Annotated in this window: 24 protein-coding genes; 9 read left to right on the top strand and 15 right to left on the bottom strand. The window is 63.9% G+C overall.

Features of this window, described 5'->3' with window-relative positions; all coding sequences use genetic code 11:
• Nucleotides 1–79: 79 nt before the first annotated feature.
• Together BM116_RS06495 and BM116_RS06500 are read left to right on the top strand one after the other, a co-directional pair.
• A complete protein-coding gene (locus tag BM116_RS06495; protein ID WP_139056967.1) occupies nt 80–508 on the top strand; it encodes a hypothetical protein in 429 nt (142 codons plus the stop codon).
• A gap of 57 nt (nt 509–565) precedes the next feature.
• The gene (locus BM116_RS06500) at nt 566–1,246 is read left to right on the top strand and encodes an MOSC domain-containing protein (protein WP_169847262.1); all 681 of its coding nucleotides are present in this window, start codon (nt 566–568) and stop codon (nt 1,244–1,246) included.
• Here the strand turns inward: BM116_RS06500 and BM116_RS06505 are convergent.
• The 13 genes from BM116_RS06505 to dksA all read right to left on the bottom strand — a co-directional run bounded on the left by BM116_RS06505 (nt 1,226) and on the right by dksA (nt 18,769).
• Complete coding sequence (locus BM116_RS06505; RefSeq protein ID WP_083726816.1) at nt 1,226–3,304, bottom strand: enoyl-CoA hydratase-related protein; 2,079 nt, start codon at nt 3,302–3,304, stop codon at nt 1,226–1,228. The two genes, BM116_RS06500 and BM116_RS06505, sit on opposite strands and share 21 nt — an antisense overlap.
• Nucleotides 3,301–4,365 carry an acetyl-CoA C-acetyltransferase gene (locus BM116_RS06510; RefSeq protein WP_083726814.1) on the bottom strand — a complete coding sequence of 355 codons (1,065 nt, stop codon included), beginning with the start codon at nt 4,363–4,365 and terminating at the stop codon, nt 3,301–3,303. The genes BM116_RS06505 and BM116_RS06510 overlap by 4 nt, the downstream gene beginning before the upstream one ends.
• A gap of 165 nt (nt 4,366–4,530) precedes the next feature.
• Complete coding sequence (locus tag BM116_RS06515) at nt 4,531–5,712, bottom strand: acetyl-CoA C-acetyltransferase (protein WP_083726812.1); 1,182 nt, start codon at nt 5,710–5,712, stop codon at nt 4,531–4,533.
• A gap of 117 nt (nt 5,713–5,829) precedes the next feature.
• Nucleotides 5,830–7,770, bottom strand: coding sequence for an acetate--CoA ligase (acs, locus tag BM116_RS06520; RefSeq protein ID WP_083726810.1), 1,941 nt, complete (start codon nt 7,768–7,770; stop codon nt 5,830–5,832).
• Nucleotides 7,771–8,120: 350 nt separating this feature from the next.
• Nucleotides 8,121–8,972 (bottom strand): pantoate--beta-alanine ligase, encoded by an 852-nt coding sequence (gene panC / locus BM116_RS06525; RefSeq protein ID WP_083726808.1) that lies wholly within the window; start codon nt 8,970–8,972, stop codon nt 8,121–8,123.
• 4 nt (nt 8,973–8,976) lie between these two features.
• Nucleotides 8,977–9,771, bottom strand: a complete 795-nt coding sequence (panB, locus tag BM116_RS06530; protein WP_083726806.1) for a 3-methyl-2-oxobutanoate hydroxymethyltransferase — start codon at nt 9,769–9,771, stop codon at nt 8,977–8,979.
• A gap of 162 nt (nt 9,772–9,933) precedes the next feature.
• Nucleotides 9,934–10,464, bottom strand: a complete 531-nt coding sequence (folK, locus tag BM116_RS06535; RefSeq protein ID WP_083726804.1) for a 2-amino-4-hydroxy-6-hydroxymethyldihydropteridine diphosphokinase — start codon at nt 10,462–10,464, stop codon at nt 9,934–9,936.
• The gene (locus tag BM116_RS06540) at nt 10,464–11,834 is read right to left on the bottom strand and encodes a polynucleotide adenylyltransferase PcnB (RefSeq protein WP_083726802.1); all 1,371 of its coding nucleotides are present in this window, start codon (nt 11,832–11,834) and stop codon (nt 10,464–10,466) included. The genes folK and BM116_RS06540 overlap by 1 nt, the downstream gene beginning before the upstream one ends.
• Nucleotides 11,835–12,649: 815 nt before the next feature.
• On the bottom strand, nt 12,650–14,077 hold the full coding sequence (locus BM116_RS06545; RefSeq protein WP_083726800.1) for a sigma-54-dependent transcriptional regulator: 1,428 nt from the start codon (nt 14,075–14,077) through the stop codon (nt 12,650–12,652).
• A gap of 34 nt (nt 14,078–14,111) precedes the next feature.
• The gene (locus BM116_RS06550) at nt 14,112–17,063 is read right to left on the bottom strand and encodes a sensor histidine kinase (RefSeq protein ID WP_090475054.1); all 2,952 of its coding nucleotides are present in this window, start codon (nt 17,061–17,063) and stop codon (nt 14,112–14,114) included.
• Complete coding sequence (locus tag BM116_RS06555) at nt 17,047–17,223, bottom strand: hypothetical protein (protein WP_090475058.1); 177 nt, start codon at nt 17,221–17,223, stop codon at nt 17,047–17,049. The genes BM116_RS06550 and BM116_RS06555 overlap by 17 nt, the downstream gene beginning before the upstream one ends.
• A gap of 146 nt (nt 17,224–17,369) precedes the next feature.
• On the bottom strand, nt 17,370–18,260 hold the full coding sequence (gene gluQRS, locus BM116_RS06560) for a tRNA glutamyl-Q(34) synthetase GluQRS (RefSeq protein WP_083726796.1): 891 nt from the start codon (nt 18,258–18,260) through the stop codon (nt 17,370–17,372).
• Nucleotides 18,261–18,325: 65 nt separating this feature from the next.
• A complete protein-coding gene (dksA, locus tag BM116_RS06565) occupies nt 18,326–18,769 on the bottom strand; it encodes an RNA polymerase-binding protein DksA (protein WP_083726794.1) in 444 nt (147 codons plus the stop codon).
• A 219-nt stretch (nt 18,770–18,988) separates the two neighbouring features.
• Here dksA and BM116_RS06570 point away from each other — a divergent pair, with 219 nt between their 5' ends.
• Complete coding sequence (locus tag BM116_RS06570; RefSeq protein ID WP_083726792.1) at nt 18,989–20,170, top strand: pyridoxal phosphate-dependent aminotransferase; 1,182 nt, start codon at nt 18,989–18,991, stop codon at nt 20,168–20,170.
• Complete coding sequence (gene sfsA, locus BM116_RS06575; protein WP_083726904.1) at nt 20,170–20,877, top strand: DNA/RNA nuclease SfsA; 708 nt, start codon at nt 20,170–20,172, stop codon at nt 20,875–20,877. The genes BM116_RS06570 and sfsA overlap by 1 nt, the downstream gene beginning before the upstream one ends.
• Here the strand turns inward: sfsA and BM116_RS06580 are convergent.
• Nucleotides 20,867–21,208: a Rieske (2Fe-2S) protein gene (locus tag BM116_RS06580; protein ID WP_083726789.1), complete on the bottom strand. Its 342-nt coding sequence runs from the start codon at nt 21,206–21,208 to the stop codon at nt 20,867–20,869. The genes sfsA and BM116_RS06580 overlap by 11 nt on opposite strands.
• A 246-nt stretch (nt 21,209–21,454) precedes the next feature.
• Here BM116_RS06580 and BM116_RS06585 point away from each other — a divergent pair, with 246 nt between their 5' ends.
• From BM116_RS06585 to BM116_RS06605, 5 genes are all read left to right on the top strand, one after another.
• Nucleotides 21,455–22,516, top strand: a complete 1,062-nt coding sequence (locus tag BM116_RS06585; RefSeq protein ID WP_407920305.1) for a hemin-degrading factor — start codon at nt 21,455–21,457, stop codon at nt 22,514–22,516.
• Nucleotides 22,517–22,538: 22 nt separating this feature from the next.
• Nucleotides 22,539–23,381 carry a heme/hemin ABC transporter substrate-binding protein gene (locus BM116_RS06590; RefSeq protein WP_083726785.1) on the top strand — a complete coding sequence of 281 codons (843 nt, stop codon included), beginning with the start codon at nt 22,539–22,541 and terminating at the stop codon, nt 23,379–23,381.
• A gap of 87 nt (nt 23,382–23,468) precedes the next feature.
• The gene (locus BM116_RS06595) at nt 23,469–24,512 is read left to right on the top strand and encodes a FecCD family ABC transporter permease (protein ID WP_083726783.1); all 1,044 of its coding nucleotides are present in this window, start codon (nt 23,469–23,471) and stop codon (nt 24,510–24,512) included.
• Complete coding sequence (locus tag BM116_RS06600) at nt 24,512–25,276, top strand: heme ABC transporter ATP-binding protein (RefSeq protein ID WP_083726781.1); 765 nt, start codon at nt 24,512–24,514, stop codon at nt 25,274–25,276. The genes BM116_RS06595 and BM116_RS06600 overlap by 1 nt, the downstream gene beginning before the upstream one ends.
• A 7-nt stretch (nt 25,277–25,283) precedes the next feature.
• Nucleotides 25,284–26,150, top strand: coding sequence for a ChaN family lipoprotein (locus BM116_RS06605; RefSeq protein ID WP_083726779.1), 867 nt, complete (start codon nt 25,284–25,286; stop codon nt 26,148–26,150).
• Here BM116_RS06605 and BM116_RS06610 read toward each other — a convergent pair.
• Nucleotides 26,123–26,782 carry a TetR family transcriptional regulator gene (locus BM116_RS06610; RefSeq protein ID WP_083726777.1) on the bottom strand — a complete coding sequence of 220 codons (660 nt, stop codon included), beginning with the start codon at nt 26,780–26,782 and terminating at the stop codon, nt 26,123–26,125. The genes BM116_RS06605 and BM116_RS06610 overlap by 28 nt on opposite strands.
• Nucleotides 26,783–26,788: the final 6 nt, after the last annotated feature.

Raw genomic sequence — 26,788 nt, forward strand, 5'->3', positions numbered from 1 at the left:
ACGCCGTATGGCGAAGGTAAGCCATGAACGCACCCTGCCTGCCCACTCTGTGTCACGCCCTTGCGCTGACTCTGATGTCGTGAGCGAAAGCCCGCTGCGCCGTCTACTGCGCTCACCGCGCCGCGTTTATCTGCTGGAGGCGGTGGTGTGTTTTGGTCCTCTGGTGGTGCTGTTGGGGCTGGGGCTGGTGCAGTTGCCGCTGGTCTTTGCCGCCGGTGAGCCGCAAGCCTTTGCCTGGCTGTTTACGGCGCTGCTGGTTGGTGGTTTTTGTGGCCTGTGGGCGCTCACCAAGTTGCTGCTGATACTGACCCGTCCGCAGCGCCAGGAGGTGTCGCCAAAGGCTGTTGTGCTGATGCTGTTGGTCGGGCTGGTGTGTCTGCTTGGGTTTTTCTGGCGTTGGCAACTGACGCCGTCGGCGGCGTTCATGCTGGTCTTTCTGCCGATGGTGGGCAGTGCCCACTTTCTCTTTCTGGCGCGCGGCTATCTGACCGCCCGCGCCCCGTCTTGACAGGCGGTCGCCACTTCCGGTCGACTGCTGTCTCTCCTCCCCGTTGCGAGTATGTCCATGAGCCAGCCCCGTTCCCCTAGTCTGCTGTCGATTAACGCCGCCCAGGCGCAAAACCTGGAGGTGGGGGTGCGCACTGCGCGTACCGGTCACTTCAAGCAGCCTCTGGATGGCCCGGTGATGGTTGAGCAGGCTGGTGTGCCCGGCGACTTTATTGGTGACCTGAAGCATCACGGCGGCCCGGACCAGGCCATCTATCTTTTCAGCCAGGAGGACATCGACTGGTGGAGTGAGCAGCTGCAGCGCCCGTTGGCCGCCGGTTTCTTTGGCGAAAACCTGACCCTGTCACACTGGTGGCCTGCCTTGCGCATTGGTGATCGGCTGCGCATTGGCGAACTGTTGCTGGAAATTACCGCACCGCGCATTCCCTGCTCCACCTTGGCCGCGCGGGTAGGTGACAGCCGCTTTGCCAAGGCCTTTGTGCGAGCCGAGCGTTGTGGCGCCTACGCCCGCGTGCTGACCTCGGGCGAGGTCAGGGCGGGAGATGAGGTCACCGTGCTGGCCGGTGACGCGGTCTTTCCGACCATCAACGAGGTGTTCCGCTACTGTCACAGCAAGGGGGCGAACCCGACCTTTTTGCGCCAGCTGCTGGCCGCGCCCCTGGCCGAGAAGATGCGTGCCGAGATGCAGGCCAAGCTGAGCAAGACCGAGCAGCAGACCTCATCCTTGCCCGGCTTCTGAATCCTCTGCCGGCGTCCAGCCCGGGTCTGGCGCAAAGCGCGGGCCCTGGCTTTGGCTGAGGTCCTGCAGGCGGATAATCAGCGCTGCATGTCCGCAGCTGCGCGCGTAGCGCAGTGGGCCGCCGCGAAACGCCGGGAAGTGGCCGGACAGAGTCATGGCGGCGTCGAGCATTTCATCGTCGGCCACGATACCCTGGCGACAGGCACGCACCGCGCTGTTGAGCAAGGCCAGCAGCATGCGGTCGCCTTCCTCGGCGGGCAGGCGTGGCTGCTTGCGCCCTGGTAGCGTCCAGCGCCCCGCCGGATTCGGGCGGATACGTTCACGACCCTGTTCCACCCAATTGCGCAGCAACGCTGGCGGCTCGATCGGTGGCGTGTCGCGCTCGCTGTGCAGTTGTTCGAACAGCTGCAGGCTGTCGGCCAGACCCCAGTCATCCAACAGCGCCAACGGGCCCTTATCGAAGCCAAAGTCCAGGGCCGCCTGGTCGATGGCGCTGGCCTCGTGACCTTCTTCCAGCAGCAGCAGGGCTTCGAGCAGCATGGGCGCCAGCACCCGGCGCAGCAGCAGACCGGGTTGGCTGCTTACCGCAACCGGCAGGCAGCCCAGCTGGCCGAGTAATTGCCGCGCGTGCTGTTGGCTGATGGTGCGCCCGGTGCTGTGGCTGGCCAGCTCTGCCAGCGCGCCGCGCTGTACCGGCCCGGCAAAGCGCACGCCGAGCATACGGCCGGCGTCGCCGAGTGCGCTGCGCAGTGGCTCCAGCGCATCGTGCAGACTGAGCAGCAGCGCCTGTGGCCGCATCTGTGGCTCTAGGCGAGCCAGCTTGGCACGGCGTTCCTCCAGATCGCCGGTCTGGGCGTCGATCAGCGCATCGGCCAGGGCGGCGCCATGGTGCTCCGGGTCAAAGATGAGGCGATCCAGCGCGGCCTGCAGGTCTTCACTGCCGGCCAGTTGACGGATGCACGGCGTCATCGCCTGCTGATCGCCAATGCTCACCTTGAGGCCGCGTTGCGCCGCGAGTGCGGCCAGCTCAACCCCTGCCGGACTGTTACCCAGCAGGTGCAGGTGATTGGCGCGCCGGCGCGGGTCCGGCGCGGCCTCTGCCTTCAGGCGCTGGCGCAGGAAGAACAGGTGAATCAGGTTGCCGGTGGTGCCGCTGGCTAGCAGGCGGGCAAAGGAGTAGATCTCGCGGTGCAGCATCAGGTCCGGCTTGCCGCCGTGGCGGCGCCAGAGGTCGATGAGTGCGCTGGGCGCCGGGTAGTGCGCGGGGTCCACCAGCGCGTCGGCGCGGCGCTGCAAGCCAATGGCGGCCAGGCGTCGTACCCAGTCCAGCCGGTAGGGGCGAGCGCGCAGGTTGCGGCGCTGCAGTGTCAGGCGGCCGTTGACGGCGTCGTCAATCAGCTTGGGCAGGGCATGTTCCGCTGCCACGCCGTCCAGCAGTCCGGCCTGTGCCGCCGCATCGGCTTTGAGTGGCTTGCCGCTGAGCATCATGCGCATGGCCAGCAGCGGGTCGACCAGATCCGGCAGGCGCGCGGTGGCGCCCAGCCCCGGATGCAGACCGACCAGTATCTCCGGCAGGCCCAGCCGGGCATCCGGTGCGGCCAGGCGCATGTCGCAGCACAGCGCGAGTTCCAGGCCGCCGCCAAGGGTGTCGCCGTGCACGACGGCCAGCGTCGGGCAGGGCAGATCAATCAGTTGCTGGGCCAGCAGGTGAGCGTCCACCAGCTGGCGCACCGCGTCGGCTTCGTTGTCGACAGCGGCAAAATCGTGCAGGTCGGCGCCCAGGCAAAAGCTGCTTGCCTTGGCCGAGCGCAGGACCAGCGCGCGCGGCATTTCCCGGCGCAGGCTGGCCAGCACGTCGCCCAGTTCACGCAGCGCAGCGCTGCCGAGCAGGTTGGCCGATTGCCCTTGCTGATCGAACAGCAGCCAGGCGACCTCGCTGTCGTCGCGACGCAGGCGCCAGTGCTGCCACGGGCCCTCGTTCGGCTGCTCGAGGTCTTGCTGGCGGAAGGGGCCGTAGCAGCGCTCGCGTTGCATCAGGTCGTTGAGCGCGTCCATCATGCCTGCACCTCCTCTGCACGGGTCAGCAGCCAGGCCTGGGCCTGATCGGTATCCTGTTGCTCGCACACCAGCGCCCGGCCCAGTGCATGGCGATGCAAGGTGTCGGCCTGTTGCAGCAGTTGTCGGCAGCCACCACTGACCGGCAGCGCGCCCAGCGCCAGAGAGCCGCCCAGCGGGTTGAGGCTGGTCGGGTCCAGACGGCCCATGGGCTGCTCCAGCTCCAGCTGGCGCTCGCAAAAGCGCGCGTCCTGCCAGGCGGCCAGATTGGCGAGCAGCGCCAGTGCGGGCGCGTCGGGTAACTCCCACAGATCAATGTCGTTCAGGCCTAGCCGCTCTTTCTGCAGCAGGCGGGTGCTGGCCAGCAGCGGCGCCAGGCTGGGGTAGTCTGCCGGCGCGCGGGCCAGGGCCTGGCTGCTGAGCTGGGCCAGCGGGCGTTGCTTGAGTTGTGCGCAGCCTTTGGCAGAGGCCAGCAGCAAGGCGCAGGCACCGCTGTCGGGAGTGGTCTGATCGCTGTTGTAGGCTTCGCCCTGGCGATCAAACAGGGCAATGCGGTAGGGGCTGAACAGGCCGCTTTGCTCGGCTTCGCTATGGCGCTGGCCGCAGGCCTGATCGTAGGCTTCGGCGTCTTCCTCTGCCACCTCGAACAGGGCTGCCAGGCGCTTGGCTGATTCGCTGATGGCGCTCGAGCCATGCGCAGCTGCTGCGTCGCTGGCAATGACCAGCAGCAGATCGGCGTCGCCGCTGCGGATCTGCTGGCTGGCGCGGGCGACGGCATCGAGCCCCTGGGTGCATTGCTGCAGTGGCGTAACCGGGCTCAATTGCAGCCGCTGACGCACTTTATCTGCTGCCTGGCTGGCGTCAGTGGCCAGTACCACGCCGTCCAGTGCGCTGGCGGCCAGGCCGCAGCGCAGTAACAGGGCGTTGGCACTTTGCACCGCCAGATCCAGTGCGCTGAAGCCGGCGCGGGCTCGGCTGGCGCTGTTCAAGCCAGGCGTACGGGTACCTTCAAGCAGGTAGGCGCCGGGCGGCAGGGTGACGCAAGGGCTGTTCTGGCTGTCCATGCAGGGCTCGCAAGATTGAAGTGGCACAGGTAAGCACCTGCGACAGGTGCTGCGCAGGCTATGACCGGTTTGCGGGCGGTCAGTTCAACAGTGTAGGAGGCAGTGCAGGCGCTTGCGAGCAAGCAATGCAATGGCGCCGGGCGGCGCCATTGCAGGCGGGGGAGATCAGTCGCGGGCCAGTGCCAGGGCGACACCCTGGCCGCCACCAATGCACAGGGTGGCCAGGCCTTTCTTGGCGTCACGGCGCAGCATCTCGTGCAGCAGGGTGACCAGCACGCGGCAGCCGGAAGCGCCAATCGGGTGGCCCAGCGCGATGGCGCCGCCGTTGACGTTGACCTTCTCGGCATCCCATTTGAGCTCCTTGCCGACGGCCAGCGCTTGTGCGGCAAAGGCTTCGTTGGCCTCGATCAGGTCCAGGTCAGCGACCTGCCAGCCGGCCTTGCTCAGGCAGCGTTGGGTGGCGGAGACCGGGCCAATACCCATGATCGCCGGATCAACCCCGGCATTAGCGTAGGAGGCGACGCGGGCCAGCACCGGCAGACCCAGTTCGGCGGCCTTGCTGGCGCTCATCATCAGCACCGCGGCGGCGCCGTCATTGAGGCTGGAGGCGTTGCCGGCGGTGACGCTGCCGTCTTTCTTGAAGGCCGGCTTGAGGCCGCCCAGGCTCTCGGCGGTGGTGCCTGCGCGCGGCTGTTCATCCTGGGTGATCAGCACGGCGTCGCCCTTGCGCTGGGGAATGCTCACCGGGGTGATTTCCTGATCAAAGACGCCTGCCTCACGGGCAGCAACCGCTTTCTGCTGGGAAGCCGCCGCGAAGGCGTCCTGCTCCTCGCGAGTGATGCCGTACTTGTCGACCAGGTTCTCGGCGGTGATGCCCATGTGGTAGTTGTTGAAGGCGTCCCACAGGCCGTCCTGAATCATGGTGTCGATCATCTGACCGTGGCCCATGCGCTGGCCGGTGCGGGAGGTGGGGATGATGTGGGGCGACAGGCTCATGGATTCCTGACCGCCGGCGATCATGATCTCGGCATCGCCGCAGCGAATAGCCTGGGCAGCCAGATGCAGGGCTTTGAGGCCGGAGCCACAGACCTTGTTCAGGGTCAGTGCGGGGACGCTGTGCGGCAGGCCGGCGTGGATGGCAGCCTGACGGGCGGGGTTCTGGCCACAGCCGGCGGTGAGTACCTGGCCGAAGATAACCTCGTCGACCGACGCCGGGTCAATTTCGGTTTCGTCCAGCAAGCGGCGGATAACGGTCGCGCCCAATTCGTGGGCGGGCACTTTGGCAAACTGGCCCCCGAAACTGCCGATGGCGGTACGGGTGGCGGCTACAATCACGACCTCTTGCATGAACAGACTCCTCTACACAGGCACTATTTTTCGAGTGCACAAGCATAGAGGGGTGGTCTGGTCAGAACAAGCTGTCTCGACACTGGTACAGCCGGGCGGCTGCACCAGTGCCTGTTCTCAGGCGTGGGCGATGCGGTTGCTGATCAAATCCTGCACAACAGTCGGGTCGGCCAGGGTTGAGGTATCGCCCAGGCTATCGAGTTCGTTGCAGGCGATCTTGCGCAGGATGCGGCGCATGATTTTGCCCGAGCGGGTTTTCGGCAGGCTCGGAGCCCATTGCATGAACTCGGGGCGGGCAAAGGCGCCCACCTGGTCGGCGACAAAGGTTTTCAGTTCCTTGACCAGCTCCTCGCTCGGCTCGACACCGTTCATCGGCGTGACGTACACATAGATGCACTGGCCCTTGATGTCGTGCGGGCAGCCAACCACGGCTGCCTCGGCAACGGCGTCGTGCAGTACCAGAGCGCTTTCTACTTCGGCGGTGCCGATACGGTGCCCGGAGACGTTGAGAACGTCGTCCACGCGACCGGTGATCCAGTAGAAGCCGTCTTCGTCACGGCGCGCACCGTCGCCGGTGAAGTAAACATCCTTGTAGGTGCTGAAGTAGGTGTCGACCAAGCGCTGGTGATCGCCATAGACCGTACGGATCTGGCTGGGCCAGGAACGTTTGATGACCAGGTTGCCGCTGGTCGCGCCTTCCAGTTCGTTGCCTTCCGGATCGTACAGCGCTGGCTCCACACCAAAGAACGGACGGGTTGCCGAGCCGGGTTTCAGAGTGGTGCTGCCCGGCAGCGGGGTGATCATGGCGGCGCCGGTTTCGGTTTGCCACCAGGTGTCGACAATCGGGCAGCGCTGTTCGCCGACCACGTGGTAGTACCACTCCCAGGCTTCCGGGTTGATCGGCTCGCCAACCGTGCCGAGCAGGCGCAGGCTGGCGCGTGAGGAGGACTTCACCGGCTCGTCACCCTTGGCCATCAGTGCGCGCAGGGCGGTGGGCGCGGTGTAGAAGATGTTGACCTGATGCTTGTCGATAACCTGCCAGCAACGCGAGGCGTCCGGGTAGGTCGGCACGCCCTCGAACAGCAGGGTGGTGGCGCGGTTACACAGCGGGCCGTAGACAATGTAGGAGTGGCCGGTGATCCAGCCCACATCAGCTGTACACCAGTAGACTTCGCCCGGCACGTAGTCGAAGACGTAGTAATGCGTCATGGCCGCCATCAGGAGGTAGCCGCCGGTGGTGTGCAGCACACCCTTGGGTTTGCCGGTGGAGCCTGAGGTGTAGAGGATGAACAGCGGGTCTTCGCTGTCCATCGGTTCGGGCGGGCAGTCGGCACTGACGTTGGCGGTGGCTTCGTCGTACCAGACGTCACGGCCTTCGGTCCAGGCAACGTCGGCGCCAGTGCGTTTGACGGTAATAACGGTGTGGACGTTGGGGCATTCTTGCAGGGCTTTCTCGACGTTGACCTTCAGCGGTACGCGCTTGCCGCCGCGCACGCTTTCGTCTGCGGTTATTACGGCCTGGCAGTCGGCATCCAGAATGCGATCGCGTACGGCGTCGGGCGAGAAGCCGCCAAACACCACAGAGTGCACCGCGCCGATGCGCGCGCAGGCCAGCATGGCGTAGGCCGCTTCGGGGATCATGGGCATGTACAGGCAAACCCGGTCGCCTTTCTTGACGCCGCGAGCCTTGAGCACGTTGGCCAGGCGGCAGACCTTGTCGTGCAGCTGCTTGTAGCTGATGCGCTGGGCGTCGCTCGGGTCGTCGCCTTCCCAGATGATGGCGATATCGTCGCCGTGCTCGGCCAGGTGGCGGTCGATACAGTTGACGCTGACGTTGAGTTTGCCGTCGATGAACCAGGCAGCCTGGCCTTTGCTCAGATCACTTTCGTGAACCTTGCTCCAGCGCTTGTCCCAGGTCAGGAAGCGTTCGGCCTGCTCGGCCCAGAACTGATCGGGCTGTTCAAGTGACTGCTTGTACATGCGCTGGTAGCCGGCGTCGTCCAGGTGCGTATGCGCACGGGCGGCGTCCGATACCTTGTGGTTTTCAATCTTGTACATGGGAATTCCCCTCTTGTTATTGAATCAGGCAGTCTCTTGTCAGCCGGCCCTGCGGGGTATCCGGTACTGCAGTAGAGAATCTGGACCGACGAAACCGCGCGGGGTTGGTCGGTCAGTTTAGGCTAATTAGCGTCGGCCATCAGAGGGGGGCAAGACAACCCTTCTTTGGTATGAGAGGAGGGCGTCTTATTGGCGGGCGGATGGGGAAGCACAGATCAACTCCACACGCCCTCTGCGAGTGCTCAAGGGGCAGATACTGGCGCTATTGGCAAGCGACGCAACGCACGCCCCAGAGGGCATGCGGAATTAATCAGTGCTTCCCACGGCCCGCAGGAGAGAGGTTAAGCCGCTCAGGCGCGGCTGAATTCCAGGTTGTCGATCAGGCGGGTGGTACCCAGATAGGCGGCAGCCAGCACCACCAGATCGGTGCTGTCGTCGCTCGCCGGCGCCAGGTTGTCGGCGTTGCGCAGATCCAGATAGTCGGGTCGCAGCCCGGCTTCGCTGAGGCGCAGGCTGGCCTCGTTGATGACCTGCGCGTAGTCCGTGCGCCCGCTCTGCACAGCGCTGGCGATCTGCTGCAGCGTCTGTTGCAAGACGGGGGCAATGGCCCGCTGTTCGGCACTCAGGTAACCGTTGCGCGAGGACAGCGCCAGGCCGTCTTCGGCGCGCACGGTGGGGTGGCCCATGATCTGTACCGGCAGGCTCAGGTCCTGGGCCATCTTGCGGATCACCGCCAGCTGCTGGTAGTCCTTCTGTCCGAACACGGCGACATCTGGCCCGACAATATTGAGCAGTTTGCTGACCACGGTGGCCACGCCCTCAAAGTGCCCTGGGCGGCTGGCACCGCACAGCCCCTCAGAGACTACGGGTACGCTGATACGCGTGTGGCCGTCCATGCCATCGGGGTACATTTCGTTGGCGTTGGGGGCAAACACCAGATGAGCGCCTACTTCCAGCAGCTTTTTCTGGTCTTCTGCCAGGGTGCGCGGGTAGCTGTCCAGATCTTCTCCGGGGCCGAACTGCATCGGGTTGACGAAGATGCTCACCACCACGTAATCGGTACGTTGCAGGGCCTTTTCCACCAAGGCAACGTGACCTGCGTGCAGATTGCCCATGGTGGGCACCAGACCAATGCGCTTGCCTTCCTGGCGGGCACGACCAACCGCAGCGCGCACTTGCGCGATGGTATGCAGGGTGTTCATGGGTTCAGAACTCGTGTTCGGCTGCTGGGAATTCGACGTTCTTGACCGCCGCGACGTAGGCGCGAATTGCTGCCGGAATGTCAGGCTGGCCGGACATGAAGTTTTTCACGAAGCGCGGCACACGTCCACTCAGAGACAGGCCCAGCATGTCGTGGACCACCAGCACCTGACCATCGGTACCACTGCCGGCGCCAATGCCGATAACCGGCACTTTCACCGCCTGGGTGATGGCGTTGGCCAGTGCCGGGGGCACGCACTCGAGCAGCAGCATGGCCGCACCGGCGGCTTCCAGCGCCTTGGCGTCTTCGATCATCGCGCGGGCCTGGACCTCGTCGCGGCCCTGTACCTTGAAGCCGCCCAGCACATTCACGGCTTGCGGCGTCAGCCCCATGTGGGCGCAGACCGGGATGCCGTTGCGGCTCAGCACCTCAATGCTGTCGGCCAGCCAGCGGCCGCCTTCCAGCTTGACCATGTGGGCGCCGGCCTGCATCAGTGTGGTGCTGTTGGTCAGTGCCTGTTCCAGGGTGGCGTAGGCCATGAACGGCAGATCGGCCATGATCAGTGCGCCTTTGTTGCCGCGCTTGACCGCAGCGGTGTGGTACGCCATGTCGTCGACGCTGACCGGCAAGGTGCTGTCGTGACCCTGCAGGACCATGCCCAGGGAGTCGCCGATCAGCATCACCTCGACACCGGCCTCGCTTTCAACATGGGCGAAGGTCGCGTCATAGGCTGTCAGGCAAACGATCTTTTCGCCGCTTTGCTTGAGCTTGTTCAGTGTGGTCAGAGTAACGTCAGGCATGGCTGTTTCCAGTGTGTGGCCTTTGCTGTGCGCAACTGCATGGCAGCGGCGCCGTTGAGTCCGGACTCCCGCGCAGGGGCACTGCTGCGAGAGTATAGCCTTGGTAAGACGGCTGTCCGTCAGAGCCGGGGTAGAGCCCTGCCGGAATCGGCATCCTACGTGTCAGTCATGGGGTGTCAAGTCTGATCGCGCATCAGGCTGTTGTATAAAAAAGGGCAATGCCTGCAGATCACCACGCGGGCAGTTCTGCAGCAGGGTGTCGAGCTGTGTGCCGTCGGGCATCTGCAGCGCTGGCGCTATCTCGGCCAGGGGGTAGAGCACGAAGGCCCGGGCATGCATGTGGTAATGCGGCACCTGCAGCCGGTCGGTGTGTATCACCTCGCTGCCGTAGAGCAGAATGTCCAGATCCAGCGTACGCGGCCCCCAGCGTTCGGCCTTACGCACACGGCCGTGCTCCTGTTCGATTGCCTGCAGGTGATCCAGCAGTGGCTCTGCGGCCAGTGTGGTCTGCAGGCAGGCGACAGCATTGACGTAGGACGGCTGGTCCTGCGGCCCCATGGGGGCGCTGCGGTAGAGCGACGAGCAGGCCAGCAGCTGGCTGCCCGGCAGCGCGGCCATGGCCTGACAGGCAGCGCGCACCTGCGCAACGGGGTCGCCCTGGTTGCTGCCCAGCGCGATATAGACCTGAGGCATCAGTCGTTCGACTGTGGCTTGCGCGGTTTGCGGCGCGAGCGTGAACGACCGCGCTTGCCGCCGCTCTTGGGTGCGTCACCCAGCTCACGAATCATCTGGCGGCGCTGGTCTGCGCTGGCGTCCTGGTAAAGGGTCCACCAGCGGCCGAGGCCATCGGTCTGTTCGCCGGCTTCTTCGCGCAGCAGCAGAAAGTCATATGCCGCGCGAAAACGCGGGTGCTCCAGCAACTGATCGGCGCGCCGGCCACTGCGTCGCTCCAGACGCGGCTGCATGTCCCATATCTCGCGCATAGGAATGCTGAAACGCTTGGGAATCGCGGTGTGCAGGCACTGCTCGGCGAGCAGTTCGTGGGCCGCTTGCTGATAAGCGGGGATCGGCGGTATGCCTTGCTCTTCCAGGGCTGCGACGCGCGCGGGCAGGGCCGGCCAGAGGAAGGCTGCAAACAAGAAGGCCGGGGTTACCGGCTTGTCCTGGGCGATGCGCGCATCGGTGTTGTCCAGTGCCTGGCGCACCAGGCGCAGGGTGTACTCCGGGTTCTCCAGAATCGCCTCATCGGTGTCCGGGAACAGCGGTGCAATCAGATCGAACTGGTACAGCAGATCAAAGGTGGCCTTGCCCTGGCCGCTCATCAGTAGCTTGAGGGACTCGTCGAACAGGCGCGCTGCGGGAATGTCGTGCAGCAGCGGGGCCATCTCTTCGATGGGAGCGGCGGTGTGCGGCTCGATCTCGAAGTCCAGCTTGGCGGCAAAGCGGATGGCCCGCAGCATGCGCACCGGGTCTTCCTGGTAACGCTGCTCGGGGTGGCCGATCAGGCGGATCAGGCGGTTACGAATATCGTGCACGCCGTGGGCAAAGTCGTGGATCTGCCCGGTGCTGACGTCGAAATACAGGGCATTGATGGTGAAGTCGCGGCGTTGCGCATCCTGCTCGAAGGTGCCGTACACATTGTCACGCAGCAAGCGACCAGATTCGCTTTGGCGGGACTGTTCTTCCGAGGCCTGAGTTTCGTGGTTGGCGCGAAAGGTGGCCACCTCGATGATCTCGCGGCCAAAGTGCACATGGACCAGCTTGAAGCGCCGGCCGATCAGGCGCGCATTGCGGAAGGTGGCGCGCACCTGCTCGGGCGTGGCACTGGTGGCGACGTCAAAATCCTTTGGCGTGATATCCAGCATCAGGTCGCGAACACAGCCACCTACCAGAAAGGCCTCATAGCCGGCCTGCTGCAGTTTTTCCACTACGCTCACCGCGTGCCGGCTCAGACGCTCTCGCCGCACCTGGTGCTGGCTGGCGGGAATGACGGACGGGGTGGTGCGCCGGCGCTGGGGTAGGCCGAAGGGAGAGGGCATTTTCTGCAACAGCTTTCGAATCATAGATGGCAGTGGTTCCGGCGGCAGTGCGGGGATGCAGCAGGGTTGTCAGCAAGCAAGCATCGTCACGGCAGCGCAAGGTGAGTGAGCCGGGTTGGCGGTATGCCTGGCCTGGCACGCAGGTGGCGAGAGGCCACGGTTGCCGAGCATTCTAGCTTGATTTGTGAACAAAGGTAAGGAAAGGGGGGATGTTGCCGGAGAAGGAAAGCTCAAGGGGAGTAGGGCACTCCCCCTAATGGTTTTTTATTATTGTTGTTATGAGAGCTATTCTTTTTTGTTCAAAGCGGCAAGCGCCGCTTTCCGACTGACCCATCTCGGGTTGTCTAAACCAAACGGATTGCTTTGGAAGCGTAGGTTCAGCTCGGCCTGCGTATGGCTCTGGATGGCGGGTTGCTTGGGCAACTTTTATTCTTCTTCATCCAACTGAGCATCCTGCTCACGATCTGACTGCTATTCTCCAAAAAAATCAGTTTGCTGCGTCTCTCACGTCTTGTTTTTATTGTGTGTGGAGTAGAATGTTATTTTTGTTATGTGCTTTGGTTTTTATTGTTGTTGTGCCAGATATAAAGCATTCCGCGTGCCAACTTTTTAAAATCCTTTAAAATCAATGAGTTGGTGTTTTTGCTTATTTTCTTGCCCCCGTGTTACCCCCAAGGTGTTACCTCCAATTGGACTAAAGTGTTACCTCTGGGTAGGAGTGCGGTAACAGTTTTGCGGGAACTTTCCCGGTAACAGGTAACACATGGTGGGGTGCAAGGCGTTACAAGGGGACGCAGAGGTGGCGACTTGCGCCTGAGCCTCTGCTGCGAGGGGGAGGATCAGGTGCTGGCGGTTTTCTTACGCGGGATGCCCAGACGCTGACGGCGTTCCCACAGGCACTTGCGGCTGATGCCTAGCTTGTGCGCCAGCTGGGTTTCGGTCATGTGGTCCTGATGCTCCAACACAAAGTGCTGGAAGTAGTCCTCCAGCGACAGGTCTTCTGCCGGCTCCTGGCCTGGCGTGACGTCGTGCTGCATGGTCTGCAGGGCGTTGGCAGCTTCGGAGGCGCGCTCTATCTCTGCATCCAGCTCAATGCCCAGCAGGTCTGCGGTGATCTCGTTGTGGTCGCAGAGAATGGCTGAGCGCTCAATGGCGTTTTCCAGCTCACGCACGTTACCGGGCCAGCTGTAGGCCAGAATGGCCTGCTCGGCATCCTTGCTGAAATGCAAGCCTTCCATGTTCATGTTGTCGGCGGCGCGTTGCAGCAGAGCTTCGGCGATCAGCATCACGTCGCGGCCGCGTTCGCGCAGCGGCGGCAGGCGCAGCTCGATCACGTTCAGGCGGTAGTAAAGGTCTTCGCGGAACAGGCCCTGACGCGCCATGGTTTTGAGGTCGCGGTGGGTGGCTGCGACCAGGCGCACATCGACCTTCTGCGATTGCACCGAGCCAACGCGGCGGATTTCGCCTTCCTGCAGCACGCGCAGCAGGCGCGCCTGCGCTTCCAGTGGCAGCTCGCCAATTTCGTCCAGGAACAGAGTGCCGCCGTCGGCGGCTTCAACCAGACCGGTGCGATTGCTGGTGGCGCCGGTGAAGGAGCCCTTTTCGTGACCGAACAGCTCGGACTCGATCAGGGTCTCCGGAATGGCTGCGCAGTTGACCGAAATCAGCGGCGCTTTGGCGCGTTGCGATTGCTCGTGCATGGCCCGGGCGACCAGCTCCTTGCCGGTACCCGATTCGCCTTGAATCAGCACGGTGGAGTCGGTGGGCGCGACCTTGCGAATGCGTTTGAACAGCGTGAGCATGGTGTCGCAGCCGCCGATGATGCCCATCTGTTTGCGAATGTCTTCGTCCGGGATGGCTTGCGGCGCTTGCTTGGCTGCGGGTTGTTCGGGCGCGGCCGCTTGCTGCTTGCGTGCGCTGCCGCTGGCAATGATGCGTTGCACGGTTTCGACCATCTCGTCATGGTCGAAGGGCTTGGCAATATAGTCGACAGCGCCGAGCTTCATGGAGTCGACGGCCGAGCGCAGGCTGGCGTAGCTGGTCATGATCAGCACCGGGGTGTTGGCGGCGCGTCGAATCAGTTCGGTGCCGGGTTCGCCTGGCAGGCGCAGGTCGCTGATGATGAGATCAAAGTTGTCGAGGTTGTGGCGTTCGCAGGCCTCGCTGACCGATCCGGCTTCCGCTACCTGGTAGTGGTGGCGCTCCAGCAGCCGCTTGAGTGCCGTGCGGATGATGGCTTCGTCTTCAACAACCAGAATATCTGACATAGTTACCTCGTGCGTGACGGCGCCTGAATACAGCTCAGGCAGGGGCGCCGTTAGCGCTCATACTGTAGCGCGGCAATGTAATGGTAAAGCGGGTGCCGCGCTGGTTTGTCTGGTCGACCGGGCTGTCGATGGTAATCTGCCCATAATGCTCTTCGATGATGGAGTAGACCAGTGCCAATCCGAGCCCGGTACCTGTCCCTGGTTCCTTGGTGGTGAAGAAGGGCTCGAACAGACGGTCCTTGATTTCCTTGTCGATGCCGCTGCCCTGATCTTCAACCTGCAGCAGCACCTGATGCTCGTTTTCCTGACTGGCAATGGTGATGCTGTCGCCGCTCTGGCTCGCGTCCCGCGCGTTGCCGAGCAGGTTGATCAGCACCTGTACCAGACGCTGTGCATCGCCGGCGACCAGGTGCTCGGGTCGGCACAGGTTAACATACTTGACCTCCGGCCCCCTGCGATTGAGCGACAGCAGGTGGATCGCCTCGTTGGTGCAGGCCGCCAGGTCTACCGGGTCGTTGGGGTTCTGGTGGCGTCTGCCGACGTGGGCAAAGTTGACCAGCGACTGCACGATGCGCGAGACCCGGCGGGTCTGCTCCAGAATCTGCTCACTGGCTTCGCGCGCTTCCGGCTGCTCGGACTCTTCGCGCAGATTCTGCGCCAGGCAGGCGATACCGGTAATCGGGTTGCCGATCTCATGGGCCACACCGGCGGCCAGGCGACCGATTGAGGCCAGACGCTCCGAGTGCATCAACTCCTCTTCCAGCATCTGCGTGTCGGTTTGATCCTCGATCAGCAGCACCAGGCCGCTGCCGCCGACGTAGCCCGGCTCGTCAATGGCTGCCTTGTGCAGGCTGAGCCATTGGGTGTGGCCGTTGATGCTGAGCTTCTGTTTGTGCAGGTGAGCCGACTGGTCTTCGACAAAGCGCTCGAGCAGCTCGCGCCAGGGTTCGGGCAGGCTTTGCAGGCGCGAGCCGACTACGGTGTCAGCCTGGATGCCGGTCAGCACCTGCATGGCGCGGTTCCACATCAGAATCTCGCTGTCCTGGCCCAGCGAGCAGACGCCCATCGGCAAATCCTGCAGGGTCTGGCGGTGGTAGCGGCGCAGGGCGTCCAATTCGGCCGCCAGGCCGGTCAGGCGGCTGTGGTAGTCCTCCAGCCGGTTTTCGATAAAGTGGATGTCCTCGGTCATGTAGCCGTCGCGGCCCATCTTGAACGGCAGGAAGGTCTCGATGATGTCCTGGGCAACCGAGGGCCCCATCAGGCCTGACAGGTTGGCCTCCAGGCGGTCGCGCAGGCGGCGCAGTGCGTACGGGCGGCGCTCGTCAAAGGGCAGCTTGAGATCACGAAGGGCTTGTTCAACTTCGTACTGGGCGGTCTTGTTACCCAGCGGCTTGGCCAGTTGCTGGGCAAACTCCTGCGGCGAGGATGCCATCAGCTGCATGCGCTGCGGCCGGCTGACGTTGTCCACCGAGCAGGCTTCGGCCGCGCTTTGTTCCTCGCTCGAGCGCTGGGTGAACAGTGAGACCACCGCCAGTACCAGCACGTTGGCAGCCAGCGAGCTGATGGCCGCCAGATGCCAGGTGTCGGCGTTAAAGGCCAGCGTCAGGCCGAACAGCTGCAGGCCCGGCAACTCGGTAACCAGCGGCAGCAGCAGGGTAATACTCCAGACCAGCATGCCGGCCATCACCCCGCCGATAAAGCCGCGCCGATTGGCCTGCGGCCAGTAGAGCACCGACAGGGTGCCGGGCAAAAACTGCACTGTGGCCACAAAGGAGGCGATACCCAGATTGGCCAGATCCTGTTCGGCGCCAAGCAGGCGGTAGAAACCGTAGCCCGCCATGATGATCGCGGCGATGAGGGTGCGTCTGGTCCACAGCAGCCAGCGATAGATGTTGTTGTCGGCGCTGGGCTGATAAAGGGGCAGCACCACGTGGTTGAGCACCATGCCCGAGAGCGCCAGGGTGATGACAATGATCAGGCCGCTGGCCGCCGACAGGCCGCCGACGAAGGCCAGCAGCGACAGCCATTCGGACCCTGCTGCGACCCCTAAACCAAGGGAGAAATACTCCGGGTTGGTGCGCACACCCAGGTGCAGGCCGGCCCAGAGGATGGGCGGCACGGCCAGGCTCATTAGCAGCAGGAACAGCGGCAACCCCCAGCTGGCGGTGCCCAGCGCGCGCGGGTTGAGGTTCTCGGTAAAGGCCATGTGGTACATGTGCGGCATCACAAAGGCGGCGGAGAAAAACACCAGCAGCAGGGTGCGCCAGGGTCCTTCCTGCAGCGGCGTGTGCAGGGTGATCAGGGCTTCCTGATTGTTGTTCAGCCACAGCTGCAGACCTTGCGGCCCGTCGAACACCACGTACAACGCATACAGGCCGATGGCGGCAATGGCGACCAGTTTGACTACCGACTCGAAGGCAATCGCCATGACCAGACCTTCGTGCTTTTCCCGCGCTGAAATGTGCCGCGCACCGAACAGGATGGCGAACAGGATGATCAGTACGCAGAAGCCCAGCGCGACGGTGCCTTGCCCGGGTTCGGCGGTCAGAATCTGCACCGAGTCGGCCACCGCCTGTATCTGCAAGGCGAGCAGCGGCAGTACGCCGACCAGCATGAACAGCGTGGTCAGAGTGCCGGCCCAGGTGCTGCGAAAGCGAAAGGCAAACAGGTCGGCCAGCGATGACAGCTGATAGGTACGGGTGATGCGCAGGATGGGGTTGAGCAGCACCGGTGCGAGCAAAAAGGCGCCGCACACGCCGAGGTAGTAGGTCAGGAAGCCGTAGCCATACTGATACGCCAGCCCCACGGTGCCGTAAAAGGCCCAGGCGCTGGCGTACACTCCGAGTGACAGTGTGTAGATCGCCGGGTGGCGTAACAGGCCGCGGGGAATATGGCCGTTTTCGGTGGCCCAGGCCACGCCGAACAGCAGGATCAGGTAAACGATACTTATCAGCAGCAGCTGACTCAGGTCAAAGCTCATCGGCATCTTTCGGGCTCTGCAGCAGCATGCCGGCGATGATCAGAATCAACCACAGCACGTAGGGGCGGTACCAGGCACCCTGGGGTTCTATCCACCAGTCCATGATGGCCGGGGAGAACAGGTAGATGCCGATGACCAGCAGCAATACCAGGCGATAGATATACATGGGTGTCCGTAATCCGGGGAGCGCGCCGACGGGGTTGTTTCGCTCGGTCGGGGCGTCAGGTTCAGGACACCGATGGTAGCCAGCCAGGCACTGCTTGCCAAGCGATGGACCGGTTTATTGCGCTGGCAGCCTGGCGTGCGCTGGCGTTAGTCCGACAGGCTGTGTTCCATGATGTGCGGAGTGGCCGGCAGGCGCTCTGGCTGCCAGTGCGCGATGGCCCAGTCGAGCTGCTGCGCCACTGGTGCGCCGCGCAGATCGGTAGGGATTGGCTGGGCCAGCGCGCGCAGGGCGCGCCACAGGGTGTGCGGCGCCTGGTCCGCCTGCAGCGGCGCCGAGCCCAGGCGCTTGCTCAGTTTTTCGCCATCTTCGCGCATGATCAGCGGCACGTGCAGGTAGCCTGGTGTCGGCTGGCCAAGCAGCTGATACAGCCAGACCTGGCGCGGCGTTGAGTCGAGCAGGTCGGCCCCGCGCACTACGTCGGTGATGCCTTGATCGATGTCGTCCAGCACTACCGCCAGCTGGTAGGCGTAAACGCCGTCGCGTCGGCGGATGATGAAGTCGCCCAGCTCGCGGGCGAGATTCTGGGTCAGCGGTGGCTGCAGGCGGTCGTGGCAGGTGATGGGCTGATCGTTGACGCGCACGCGCACGGCGTGGTCCGCCCTGGCGCCGAGATGCCGCCGGGAGCAGGTGCCGGGATACACAGGGCCGTGCTCCAGCAGCGCGCGCCGTGGGCAGTCGCAGTAGTAGGCCAGGTCCTGCTCCAGCCAGCGCTCAGTCTGGGCGCGATACAGCTCAAGGCGTTCGCTCTGGCGCACCGGGGTGCCGTCGTATTCCAGCCCAAAGTCTTCCAGTGCCTGCAATATCTGGCGTTCGGCGTCGGCTTGGCTGCGGGTTTGATCCAGGTCTTCGATACGCAGCAGCCATTGGCCGCCGGCGTGGCGCGCATCCAGAAAACTGGCCAAGGCGGCGATCAGCGAGCCGAAATGCAGCAGGCCGCTGGGGGTGGGGGCAAAGCGCCCGATATAGGGGGAGGTCATGCGGGGAGGGTAACAGCAAGCCCTGCACGCGGGCTTGCTGAACACTTGCTGAACAACAGAGCGGCTTAGCTGCCGACCTGTTTTTCTTTGATTTCAGCCAGGGTCTTGCAGTCGATGCAGAGCGTGGCTGTGGGGCGTGCTTCCAGACGGCGGATGCCGATCTCGACGCCGCAGGAGTCGCAAAAGCCGTAGTCGTCGTCTTCGATGCGCTGCAGAGTCTGGTCGATCTTCTTGATCAGCTTGCGCTCGCGGTCACGGGTACGCAGTTCCAGGCTGAACTCTTCTTCCTGGCTGGCGCGGTCGGCCGGGTCGGGGAAGTTGGCCGCTTCGTCCTGCATGTGATGCACGGTGCGGTCGACTTCTTCCATCAACTCCTTTTTCCAGGTGTTGAGAATGTTGGTGAAATGCTCGAGCTGCTGCTCGTTCATGTACTCCTCGCCCTTCTTTTCCTGGTAAGGGACGAAGCCGCGGATCAACATGGATGTTTTCTGCTTGGCATTGCTGGGCATGAGGACCCCTCACTTTTCTCTCAATCTTCCTGTTTCAGGTCCGGCGCACGCACATTGGCGGGGGCCGGCCAAAATCCTGCAAGCGGGCAAAGCTACCAGAACCTTAAGGCCCGCGCTACTGTTTGACGCCCGATGGCAGGGTGCGGCGGATTGGGGCGCTGCGGCAGGGGCTCTGGCAGGGTATCATCGGCGTTTTTGCGGTAATGGCGAGAGTACTTCATGGCGCAGCAACGCTGGACCAAGCGGGTGCAGGATATCCAACCCTTTCATGTGATGGCCGTGCTGGCGAGGGCCAGGGCGCTGGAGGCCGAGGGGCGCGATGTCATTCATATGGAGATTGGCGAGCCGGACTTCACTACCCCTGAGCCGATCATTCAGGCCGGCCAGCGGGCGCTGGCTGACGGCTGCACGGGGTATACCCCGGCATTGGGGCTGCCAGCGCTGCGCGAGGCTATCGCCGGGCTCTACGCCGAACGGCACGGCCTGGCGCTGGACCCGGAGCGCGTGGTGGTCACGCCGGGTGGCTCGGCGGCGTTGCTGCTGGTCAGCGCGCTGCTGGTCGAGCCGGGCAAGAAGATCCTCATGGCTGACCCTGCCTACCCCTGCAATCGTCATTTTTTGCGCTTGGTAGAAGGTCGCGCGGTGCTGGTGCCGACGGGGCCCGAGACGCGTTACCAGTTAACGCCCGAGTTGATCGAGCAGCACTGGGACGCCGACTGCGTTGGTGTGCTTGCGGCCTCGCCGGCCAACCCCACCGGTACCTTGCTGTCGCGCGCCGAACTTAAGGCGCTGGCGGCCTGTTGTCGGCGCCTGGGCGGGCAATTGATTGTCGATGAGATCTACCACGGCCTGACCTACGGGTTGGACGCGCCTTCGGTGCTGGAGGTGGCAGACGATGCCTTTGTGCTCAACAGCTTCTCCAAATACTTCGGCATGACTGGCTGGCGCCTGGGCTGGCTGGTGGCGCCCAAGGAGGCGGTATCGGCGCTGGAGAAGCTCGCGCAAAACCTCTACATCTGCGCGCCGCACATGGCGCAGCAGGCCGCACTGGCGGCCTTCAGCGAGCAAAGCCGGGAAATCTGCGAGCTTCGCCGCCGCGCCTTTCAGGTGCGCCGCGATTTCCTGCTGCCATCGGTACGCGAGCTGGGCTTTTCGGTGCCCGTCACTCCCGAGGGGGCCTTCTATCTATACGCCGACATGCAGGCGTTGGGCGGCGACAGTGCGGCCTTTTGTCAGCATGTGATCGAGCGGGAGTTCGTAGCCCTGACGCCGGGGCTGGATTTTGGGCAACACCGCGCCGATCAGCATCTGCGCCTGGCCTATACGACATCGCTGGAGCGCCTGGAGCAGGCGGTTGAGCGCTTGCAGCGGGCCCTGGGCAGCTGGTCTCCGGCATGCTGATTCCCTTCGCGCCGGCCTTGCAGGAGGCAGTGCTGCTGCGCCGCTACAAGCGCTTTCTCACCGATATCCGTCTGCCGGATGGTCAGGAGCTGACCGTGCATTGCCCCAATACCGGCTCGATGCGTAACTGCGGGCAGCCGGGCGATCGCGTCTGGGTCAGCCTGGAACATAAGCCTGGGCGCAAGCTGCCCGGTACTTGGGAGCTGGTTGAGGTAGCGCCGGCGCAGCTGGCCTGCATTCACAGCGCCCGCGCCAACCGGGTGATAGGCGCCGCGCTGGCAGAGGGGCTGATCGCGCCGCTGGCGGACTACCCGCAGCAGCGTGCGGAGGTGAAACTGCCGGAGCTGGCCAGTCGCTTCGACTTTCTATTGTCCGGCGCTGATCAGCCGGACTGCGTGGTTGAAGTCAAAAGCGTCACGCTGGCGCTGGGGGACGGGGTTGGCGCCTTTCCGGATGCGGTAAGCCAGCGCGGCCAAAAGCATCTGCGTGAACTGATCGAGGTGGTGCGCGCCGGGCGCCGCGCCTGCCTGCTGTTCTGTGTCATGCATTCTGGCATCAGCCAGGTACGGCCCGCCGATGAAATAGACCCGGAGTACGGGCGACTGCTGCGCGAGGCGGCGCAGGCGGGTGTTGAGGTACTGGCCTGGTCGGTCTGGCCGGAGCCGGACGGCTTGCGCGTGCGGGGCGCCTTACCGGTCAGTCTGTAGGCGTCAGATAAATCCCTCCTTCACGCACTTCACAGGCAAAGGCGCGAAGTGACTGGCCAACACAAGGCCCGGCGATGCATTCGCCAGACTCGGGCAGAAAGAGTGCGCCGTGGCTGGCGCACTGGATCAGCCGCCCGGAGTTATCCAGAAACTGATCCGGCACCCACTCCAGCGGTATGCCCCGGTGCGGGCAGCGATTCTCATAGACATGCACCTGCGCGCCCTGGCGCACCACTATCAGGTTGTGGCCATCGTGCTGCACGCCCTTGCTGCCGCGTGTTGGCAGATCGCTGAGCAGGCACAGGGGGGAGAGCGTCGTGTCGTTAGGCATGGGCGCATTATCGGCCGGGCTGCTTGTAAATAGCCAGCCTTCGCTGCGCGCCGGTGCCCCTGCGTCACCTTAGCGCTTGCCACGGGCGCTTTCATTGGCCCATAATCGTCGCCTCAAGTGAGAATGATTATTGTTTGACTTGGTGGCGCAATTGAAAGCTGCGCCTGTGGCGTCCGAGCAGCACGCTAGTGAGCATTGAGCAGGTCACCTCAGCGCATTGATGACAGGGGAGGAGGGGTTATGACAATGCAACAGCCAATCCCGGTATTTGCCGGTGCCGATCTCTTGGGCGCCTGGCAGCATTTGCGTCAGAGTCAGCCCGGTTTGCGCATACGTGACGGCGCGGCGCTGCTCAATGTCAGCGAGGCCGAGCTGGTCTACGCCTCGCTGGGGCGGGGTGTGCAGCGGCTGCGCTCGGACTGGCAGGCACTGCTGCATGGCTTGAAGGGGCTCGGACAGGTAATGGCGCTGACGCGCAACGCGTCTTGCGTGCACGAGCGTCACGGTGAGTACGACAACATCAGCATCGGCGGCAGCGGGCGGCTTGGGCTGGTAGTCAACGGCGCAATCGATCTGCGCTTTTTCATGCGTGAGTGGTCCAGCCTGTTTGCTGTCAGCGAGCCGCAGAAAAACGGCAACATGCGCCGCAGCCTGCAGATTTTTGATCGCCAGGGCGCGGCCGTGCACAAGATCTATCTGACCGAACACAGCAGCGCGGCTGCCTGGTTCGACCTGTGCGACAGCCTCAGTGATGACTCGCTGGAGCCATTGACCATTGTGCCGCCGCAGATCGAAGACGGCCTGCTCGACGATGTTGCGGTGGACGAGCTGGCCCTGCAGGCCGACTGGGCAGCGCTGCAGGATACGCATCATTTTATGGCGCTGCTCAAACGCCATGGTGTCGACCGTTTGCAGGCGCTGCGCCTGGTCGGTGAGCAGTGGGCGCAGCGCCTGCCGGAGGCGGCGCTGACCGACACGCTGGAGCAGGTGGCCGCGTGCGGACAGTCGATCATGGTCTTTGTCGGCAACCATGGCTGCATCCAGATTCATACCGGCCCGGTTCAACGGGTGGGGCGGCTGGGCGAATGGTTCAATGTACTGGACCCGGACTTCAGTCTGCATCTGCGCGAGACCGATCTGGCGTCTGTCTGGCGGGTACGCAAACCCACCGCAGATGGTATTGTCACCTCGGTGGAGGCCTATGACCGCCAAGGTGAGTTGGTCATTCAACTGTTCGGTGAGCGCAAGCCGGGGCAGCCTGAACAAAGCCTGTGGCGTGCGCTGGTAGAACGGCAGTCAGCACGCTGACACGGAACAAGGAGAAGGTGTGATGAAACGAGTGATGCAGCGTTGCCTCTGGTTATTGCTGTTGGGCACCGCCTGGTCGATGGCGGCCGAGCCGCTGCGGGTGGTCACGGCCGGTGCCAGTGTGACGGCCATCGTGCAGGAACTGGGCCTCGCTGAGCAGGTGGTTGGTATCGACAGTACCAGCGTGCCGCTGCTTGAGGAACGCGGACTGCCGAATGTGGGTTATCAGCGTCAGCTCAGCGCCGAGGGCGTGCTGTCGCTCAAGCCGGATGTATTGCTGGGCACCGAGGAAATGGGCCCGCCGCCGGTGCTGGCGCAGCTGCGCGAGGCTGGTGTGGATGTGGTGGTGCTGAGCGCCAGCCCGAGCCTGGATACGCTCTACAGCAATATCGCCGCCGTTGGCGAGCGCTTCGGACATGGCGCGCAGGCAGCGGAGCTGACCCAGCGCATTCAGGCAGACATCGCCGCCTTGCCGGCGCCGTCAGAGCCAGCGTCACCTGCTATTTTTGTTCTCACCCACAGTGCCAACGGCATGCTGGTGGCGGGTGAAGGCACCGTCGGCGATAGCCTGATTCGCCTTGGCGGCATGAGCAACCCGGCCGCTGACAGCTTTGCCCAGTATCGTGTGCTGTCGGCCGAGTCCTTGTTGAGTCTGGCGCCGCAGTGGATTTTGACCACCGAAAAAGGGTTGGACATGGTTGGTGGTGTTGACGGACTGCTGAGCCAGCAGCCGGCGCTGGCGGCAACCCCGGCAGGGTTGGCGAAGCAGGTAGTTGCCATCGACGACAGCCTGCTGGTGGGTGGCTTCAGCCCGCAGATTGCACCGGCGCTGCGCGAGCTGCGTGAAACCGCCGCTGGCCAATAGTGCAAACGACAATACAGCGCGCCACCGTTTTTGCTGCGGTGGCGCGTTGTTGTTCCTGTAGCCCGGTCGTGTCTGAATAGGATTCCCATGTCGGTACCGGCAGTAAAACGCACCATTCTCTTCTCGCTCGGCCTGCTGTTGCTGCTGGCCACTGTGCTGTCGCTGGCCCTGGGGCCGGTATCCATTCCCTTCGCTGATGCTATCGGTGCCTTGCTGCGCCCGCTGACCGGCTGGTCTGTCGCCCCTGACACGCAGTTGATCGTTGAGCATATTCGTTTGCCGCGAACGCTGATGGGTATTTTGATCGGCGCGACCCTGGCGCTGACCGGGGCCGCCATGCAGGGGCTGTTTCGCAACCCGCTGGCTGACCCGGCGCTGATTGGTGTGTCCAGTGGTGCAGCGCTGGGCGCGGCAATGGTGATTGTGCTTGGTGGCGTCTGGCTGGCCGCATTGCCGGCGGCGCTGACGCCCTATACCCAGGCCACCGGAGCCTTTGCCGGGGCGCTGCTGACCACCTGGCTGGTGTACCGCCTTGGCAGTTCGGCGCAGGGGGTTTCCATGGCCAGCATGCTGCTCGCCGGCGTGGCGATTGCGGCGCTCAGTGCGGCGGTGGTGGGTTTGCTGACCTATATCGCTGACGACGCCATGCTGCGCGCGCTGACCTTCTGGAACCTGGGGAGTCTGGGCGCTGCCAGTTACGATCGGGTCGGCATGCTGGTGCTGTGCTGTGGCCCGGTGTGGTGGCGGCTGCCGCGTCAGGCCCGGGCGCTGAATGCGCTGCTGTTGGGGGAGTCAGAGGCGCGTCACTTGGGCGTTGAGGTTGAGCGCGTCAAGCGTGAATTGGTATTGCTGACCGCGCTCGGGGTCGGCGCTGCCGTGGCGGCAGCAGGGCTGATCGGCTTTGTCGGGCTGGTGGTCCCGCACCTGGTACGGCTGATGCTGGGCCCGGATCATCGCCAGTTGTTACCCGCCTGCATGTTACTGGGAGCGGCATTGCTGCTGCTGGCGGATGTAGCGGCGCGTCTGCTGGTGGCACCGGCAGAGTTGCCGCTGGGCATTCTGACCGCGCTCTTGGGTGCGCCCTTCTTTATTGCCTTGCTGATGCGCATGCAGCGCCGGGGAGGTCTGTGATGTTGCAGGCATTGCAGTTGTGCTGCCAGCGCGGGCATCGACGTATTCTGGAACAGGTTGAGCTGGCGCTTGAGCCGGGTGAAGTGTTGGTGGTGCTGGGCACCAACGGTGCGGGCAAGAGCACCTTGCTGGCGACCCTGACCGGTGAACTGGCACCCGGCGCCGGGCAGGTGCTGCTGGATCAGCGCCTTTTGGCAAGCTGGTCGGCACAGGAGCGCGCGCGCCGCATGGCGGTGCTGCCGCAAAGCTCTGCGCTGGCCTTTGCCTTTGAGGTCCAGGAAGTGGTGGCCATGGGGCGTATGCCGCATGCCAGCGGTCAGCGGCGTGATGCAGAGATTCTGCGTGAGGCTATGGCGGCGGCGGATGTCAGCCACCTGGCTACCCGCAGCTATCTGTCGCTGTCCGGCGGTGAGCGTCAGCGCGTGCATCTGGCGCGAGTGCTGGCGCAGGTGTGGGACAGTGCCGAGCAAGGCTGTCTGCTGCTGGACGAGCCGACCGCATCGCTGGATCTGGCGCACCAGCATCTGACCCTGCAGCAGGCGCGCGAAATGGCCTCGCGCGGCTTGGCGGTACTGGTAGTGCTGCACGATCTGAATCTGGCCGCGCGTTACGCTGACCGTCTGCTGTTGTTGCACGAGGGGCGGGTATGCGCTCAGGGTTCGCCCTGGGAGGTGCTGCAGGTCGAGCGGCTGGAGCAGGTCTTCAAGGTGCCGGTCAGGGTGCAGCCGCACCCGCTGCACGATTGCCCGCTGGTACTGAGTTGAGGTTGTCATGAAATCGATGCTGCTGCTGGTGTTGTTGCTGAGCTTGTCGGCCTGCAGTGCCTCCTTGCCGCCGTGGCAAGGCTCTGAAGGGTTGGCCGATCCGCATCTCGGGCAGGTCTGGGTGACTGCCGAGCAGCGCTGGATCACACCGCAGGCGCTGGTCGAGCGACTTGCCTCTGCGCCCTACGTGGTGGTGGGTGAGCAGCACGACAATCCGGATCACCATGCGCTGCAGTTGTGGTTGCTGCAGCGCTTGCAGGCCGTTCGGCCGCAGCAGTCGCTCCTGCTGGAAATGCTGCAGCCGGCCCAGCAGGCCAGGGTGGCGGCGCTGAAAGATACATCGTTACCGGGGGATGCTGAGCTGCAGCAGCAGCTGGACTGGCAACCCGGTTGGGACTGGGCGATGTACGGCCCGCTGGTGCGCTGGGGGCTGGATGTCCCGGCGCAGCTGCAGGCGGCCAATCTGGACCGGGACACCATGATGGCGCTGTATCGCCGCCCGCCGCCGCTGTCGGCGCGCTACAGCGCCGAGGCTCGGAATCAGTTGGCTGACATTATCGAGGCCAGCCATTGCGGGCGCATCAAGGATCAGCAGCTGACCGCCATGCTGGCGATTCAGCAGGCCCGCGATCAGGCCATGGCTGCGGCCCTGGCGAATGCCCCGACGCCGGCGCTGTTGCTGACCGGTAATTATCACGCCCGGCGTGATCTGGGTATGCCGGTGCACTGGCCGCAAGCATCGGTAGCGCCGGTGATTGTGCAGTTGCAGGGCGTGAGCGCCGGCACGCTGCCGGGGCCGCAGCAAACCGACTACCTTTGGCTGACCCCGGCGACGCCTGAGCGAGATTACTGCGCTGACTGGGAGTCTGACTGAGTCTTGCGCAGGTGAGGGCTGTTGCGCAGCATGTCCAGCAAGGTTGCGGCAACCTCATGGGCGCGCTCGACCAGGCTCAGGCGCGCTGGGTGCATCAGCCACTGATGCAGCACGCCGTAGATGAAGCCGTGCGCGCAGAACAGCGCCAGCTCCAGATCAAGGTCGGGCGGTAGCTCGCCAGAGGCGATGGCCAGCTGCAGGGTATTGCGCAGGTTGTCGTCGTGGTGCTGGCTCATTCGTTGCAGGTGGCTCTGCTGTCCGCAGGGCTCCTCAATATAGTCGCACTTGAGTAGCAGGATTTCGTTGATCCGCCTTGCGGACGGATCTGCCTCCAGCCGCTGGAGCACGGTGATCAGCAGTTTGCTGAAACGTTCGAGCGGGTCGCTGGCGCTGGCATCCTGGCTTTTCTGGCTGAGCTCTTCGAGTGGCATCTGAATGCGCTGAAAAAGGGCATCCAGCAGGTCAGCCTTGTCATGAAAGTGCCAGTAGATAGCGCCCCTGGTTACACCTGCTGCCTGGGCAATGTCGCTCAGAGAGGTGCGCGAGACGCCCTTGGCATGAAAGCACTGCTCGGCAGCGTCGAGGATGCTTTCACGGGTTTCAAAGGCTTCTTCTTTGGTGCGTCTTACCATGGCGAA

The sequence above is a fragment of the Halopseudomonas pachastrellae genome (genome assembly GCF_900114765.1).
GTDB classification, from domain to species: Bacteria; Pseudomonadota; Gammaproteobacteria; order Pseudomonadales; family Pseudomonadaceae; genus Halopseudomonas; species Halopseudomonas pachastrellae.

Excerpts from the sequence above, each read along its gene's own strand:
- dksA (WP_083726794.1), bottom strand. The coding sequence starts at position 18,769 with ATGCCCAGCAATGCCAAGCAGAAAACATCCATGTTGATCCGCGGCTTC.
- panC (WP_083726808.1), bottom strand. The coding sequence starts at position 8,972 with ATGAACACCCTGCATACCATCGCGCAAGTGCGCGCTGCGGTTGGTCGT.
- BM116_RS06515 (WP_083726812.1), bottom strand. The coding sequence starts at position 5,712 with ATGCAAGAGGTCGTGATTGTAGCCGCCACCCGTACCGCCATCGGCAGT.
- BM116_RS06505 (WP_083726816.1), bottom strand. The coding sequence starts at position 3,304 with ATGATGGACGCGCTCAACGACCTGATGCAACGCGAGCGCTGCTACGGC.
- BM116_RS06555 (WP_090475058.1), bottom strand. The coding sequence starts at position 17,223 with ATGTATATCTATCGCCTGGTATTGCTGCTGGTCATCGGCATCTACCTG.
- BM116_RS06545 (WP_083726800.1), bottom strand. The coding sequence starts at position 14,077 with ATGTCAGATATTCTGGTTGTTGAAGACGAAGCCATCATCCGCACGGCA.
- BM116_RS06610 (WP_083726777.1), bottom strand. The coding sequence starts at position 26,782 with ATGGTAAGACGCACCAAAGAAGAAGCCTTTGAAACCCGTGAAAGCATC.
- BM116_RS06570 (WP_083726792.1), top strand. The coding sequence starts at position 18,989 with ATGGCGCAGCAACGCTGGACCAAGCGGGTGCAGGATATCCAACCCTTT.
- BM116_RS06510 (WP_083726814.1), bottom strand. The coding sequence starts at position 4,365 with ATGGACAGCCAGAACAGCCCTTGCGTCACCCTGCCGCCCGGCGCCTAC.
- BM116_RS06540 (WP_083726802.1), bottom strand. The coding sequence starts at position 11,834 with ATGATTCGAAAGCTGTTGCAGAAAATGCCCTCTCCCTTCGGCCTACCC.
- BM116_RS06595 (WP_083726783.1), top strand. The coding sequence starts at position 23,469 with ATGTCGGTACCGGCAGTAAAACGCACCATTCTCTTCTCGCTCGGCCTG.
- BM116_RS06605 (WP_083726779.1), top strand. The coding sequence starts at position 25,284 with ATGAAATCGATGCTGCTGCTGGTGTTGTTGCTGAGCTTGTCGGCCTGC.
- folK (WP_083726804.1), bottom strand. The coding sequence starts at position 10,464 with ATGCCTCAGGTCTATATCGCGCTGGGCAGCAACCAGGGCGACCCCGTT.
- gluQRS (WP_083726796.1), bottom strand. The coding sequence starts at position 18,260 with ATGACCTCCCCCTATATCGGGCGCTTTGCCCCCACCCCCAGCGGCCTG.
- BM116_RS06590 (WP_083726785.1), top strand. The coding sequence starts at position 22,539 with ATGAAACGAGTGATGCAGCGTTGCCTCTGGTTATTGCTGTTGGGCACC.
- BM116_RS06550 (WP_090475054.1), bottom strand. The coding sequence starts at position 17,063 with ATGCCGATGAGCTTTGACCTGAGTCAGCTGCTGCTGATAAGTATCGTT.
- BM116_RS06580 (WP_083726789.1), bottom strand. The coding sequence starts at position 21,208 with ATGCCTAACGACACGACGCTCTCCCCCCTGTGCCTGCTCAGCGATCTG.
- BM116_RS06585 (WP_407920305.1), top strand. The coding sequence starts at position 21,455 with ATGCAACAGCCAATCCCGGTATTTGCCGGTGCCGATCTCTTGGGCGCC.
- BM116_RS06500 (WP_169847262.1), top strand. The coding sequence starts at position 566 with ATGAGCCAGCCCCGTTCCCCTAGTCTGCTGTCGATTAACGCCGCCCAG.
- BM116_RS06600 (WP_083726781.1), top strand. The coding sequence starts at position 24,512 with ATGTTGCAGGCATTGCAGTTGTGCTGCCAGCGCGGGCATCGACGTATT.
- panB (WP_083726806.1), bottom strand. The coding sequence starts at position 9,771 with ATGCCTGACGTTACTCTGACCACACTGAACAAGCTCAAGCAAAGCGGC.
- acs (WP_083726810.1), bottom strand. The coding sequence starts at position 7,770 with ATGTACAAGATTGAAAACCACAAGGTATCGGACGCCGCCCGTGCGCAT.